This window comes from uncultured Limnohabitans sp., assembly GCF_937889215.1.
GTDB lineage: Bacteria > Pseudomonadota > Gammaproteobacteria > Burkholderiales > Burkholderiaceae_C > Limnohabitans_A.
This window is the reverse complement of sequence record NZ_CALBEX010000046.1, coordinates 1-2,762: the sequence shown is the minus strand read 5'-3', so window position 1 is coordinate 2,762 and position 2,762 is coordinate 1. Positions and strand designations below refer to the sequence as shown.

Genomic DNA, 2,762 nt, shown 5'->3' with positions numbered 1-2,762 from the left:
CATGAAATTTACTGCCCCTGCATTTGTTCGCACCACTTTGGGTGCCATCGCCTTGACCCTGGGTGCCAGCGCCATGGCGCAGTCCGTGGTGCGCTTCCAGGACTACCCTGGCACCGGCAATTTGTTGGTGCGTGTGGCCCAAGAGCAGGGCTTCTGCGAGCAAGCGGGCATTCGCTGCGAACTGCGCACGATTCCCGCCGCGCCATTGGGCATGCAGACCATGCTCGCTGGTGACATCGAAGTGTATTTTGGCCCGACCGAGGTGGCGGTTGCAGCCGTGGCCCGCAAGGCTCCCATTTCCATCATTGCCGCAGGTTTCGTTGATCCGGTGTTTTTCATGGCCGCAGGTGCCAAAACCGAATTGGCGACCGAAAAAGAAGGCTACCCCGGTGTGGTCAAGTCCTTCAAGGGCAAGAAAATCGGCGTGACCCAGCGTGGCTCGGGCGCTGAATTCCAAGTCATCGACATGTTGGCCGATGCGGGCCTGACCGCCAACGACGTGACCTTTGTGGCCGTGGGGGCGCCCGACACGGCATTTCCTGCGCTCACACGCGGCCAGGTCGATCTGATCATGACCTTCCCGCCCGCTGATGGCATGTGCGAGGTGCTCAAGGCCTGCCGTGTGGTGGTGGACCCCCGCAAAGGCCAAGGCCCCAAGAGCTTGCTGGCGACCCGTGGCGGCGCTGGCGTCATGGCGGTGAAGACCGAATGGGCTGCGGCCAATCCGCAAACGGTGGCCGCTGTCCGCAAGATGCTGGACATGTCGGATGCTTTCGTTGCCAACCCTGCCAACTTCGGCAAGACCCTGGAGATCCTGCGCAAGACCTTTGCGCTGAAATTGCCCAACGCAGACCAGATCGCTGAGGTGAGCCTTCGCAATTCCATCGCCAACTTGAAGGCCCTTGGCACCGTGCCCGCCATGCAGGCGGTGGCCAATGCCATGACCGAAAACAAGCTGCTGCCGGTCAAAGTGGACATCGCACCCGCGGTCTTGCCTTGAACTTCGAGCGGCGAGATATTTTCAGGGAGTGTTCATGATCGACGCACAGCGCATCGACCTGAGTTTTGACGGCACCAATTTGGTGTTGCAGGGTGTGGACCTGCACGTCAAGGCTGGTGAGTTTGTCGCGCTCGCAGGGCCGAGCGGCTGCGGCAAAACCACCTTGCTCAACCTGTGCGCGGGGCTGGTGGATTTGCCTGCAGGTCAGCATTTGCGGGTGGCGGGCGAACAGCCTGCGCTGGGCGGTCACAACGTGGCCTATATGTTGGCCCGCGACAGTTTGTTTCCCTGGCTCAATGCGCTGGACAACGCCGCCTTTGGCCTGAAAGTTCGGGGCGTGCCGATCGAAGAGGCCCGGGAGCGTGCCGCTGTGATGCTCAAGCAGGTCGGGCTCGGTGGATCTGAGTACCGACTGCCCAAAGCTCTGTCTCATGGCATGCGCCAGCGCGTGGCACTGGCCCGCACCTTTGCCATGCCCTCGCCCCTGCTGCTGATGGACGAGCCCTTTGGGGCATTGGATGCGCAAACCAAACTGCAATTACAAGATCTGCTGCTCCAGTTGTGCCAGGACGGCAACCGCTCGGTGCTGTTCGTGACGCACGACTTGTCAGAAGCGGTCGCCCTGGCCGACCGGGTGATGGTGATGTCCTCCAGGCCCGGCCGCATCGTGGCCGATGTGCAGGTGCCGCTGGCGCGTCCGCGCTCCATCCGCGAACTGCAAACCAGCGATGACTTCCGCCACACCTATACCCAGGTGTGGAAACATCTCGAAGAAGGTTGGGTGCACCATGAAGGCTGAAACACTTCGCACGCTGGCGCAGCATGCCCTGTTTGTCTGCGCGTTTCTGGGTCTGTGGGAGTGGGGTGCCCGAGCCGGTTGGGTGGATCCGAGTTTCATGGGCAGCCCACTGGGCATCATCCAGTTCACGCTGGAAAACTTGAGCAACGCCCGCTTGTGGGGCGATCTGGGCTGGACTTTGTCGGCCGTGTTCGCGTCTTTTGTCATTGGCTCCATTGCCGCCATGGTCACTGGCCTTGCCTTTGTCACCTGGCCCAGGTTCGAGGCTTTTTGCGATCCCTACATTTCGGCCTTCAATGTGCTGCCGCGCATTGCGCTGGTGCCGCTGTTCATTTTGTGGTTTGGTTTGGGCATCGGCTCCAAGATCGCACTGGGTGTGTCGCTCACGTTCTTCATCGTGCTGTCCAGCACGGTGGCCGGTATTCGCGGCGTCAGCCAAGACCATGTGACGCTCACCCGCACCCTGGGTGCCAGCAGTCGGCAGATGTTTTTCTCGGTCACCTTGCCCGGTGCGGTGCCTGTACTTTTCTCAGGATTGCGCCTGGGCGTGATCTATGCCCTGCTGGGTGTGGTCGGTGCCGAAGTCATCGCTTCCGAGCGTGGCCTCGGCCAGCAACTCGCTTATCTGGGGTCCACATTCAACGTCAATGGCGTGTGGTCACTGCTGTTTGATTTGGCCGTCATCGGGGTGCTGATCATGAAGCTCATGAACTGGATCGAACGCCGCCTGCTGCACTGGCAATAAGCCGCTGAACACCATCACATCAAGGAGATACAACAATGAAATTCCGTCACATCCAAGTTGACCCCATGACGCCCACCATCGGCGGCATGATCAGCGGCGTTGATCTGAACAACACCCGCTCGGAAGACGTTTACGAAGAAATCAAACAAGCGCTTTGGCAGCAAGGCGTGGTGTTTTTCCGCAAGCAGGCTTTGAAGCCCGAGGCCTACATCCGTCTG

General features: G+C 60.4%; 3 protein-coding genes. All 3 read left to right on the top strand.

The annotated features are described in order from the left end of the window. Positions 1-1,000 (top strand): ABC transporter substrate-binding protein (locus Q0341_RS01165; protein ID WP_299509991.1); only part of this gene is annotated, 1,000 nt, incomplete at its 5' end. 34 nt (positions 1,001-1,034) lie between these two features. Continuing rightward, positions 1,035-1,799, top strand: coding sequence for an ABC transporter ATP-binding protein (locus Q0341_RS01160; protein WP_299509989.1), 765 nt, complete (start codon positions 1,035-1,037; stop codon positions 1,797-1,799). After that, on the top strand, positions 1,789-2,544 hold the full coding sequence (locus tag Q0341_RS01155) for an ABC transporter permease (protein WP_299509988.1): 756 nt from the start codon (positions 1,789-1,791) through the stop codon (positions 2,542-2,544). Before Q0341_RS01160 ends, Q0341_RS01155 begins: the two co-directional genes overlap by 11 nt. The last annotated feature ends 218 nt before the right edge of the window (positions 2,545-2,762 follow it).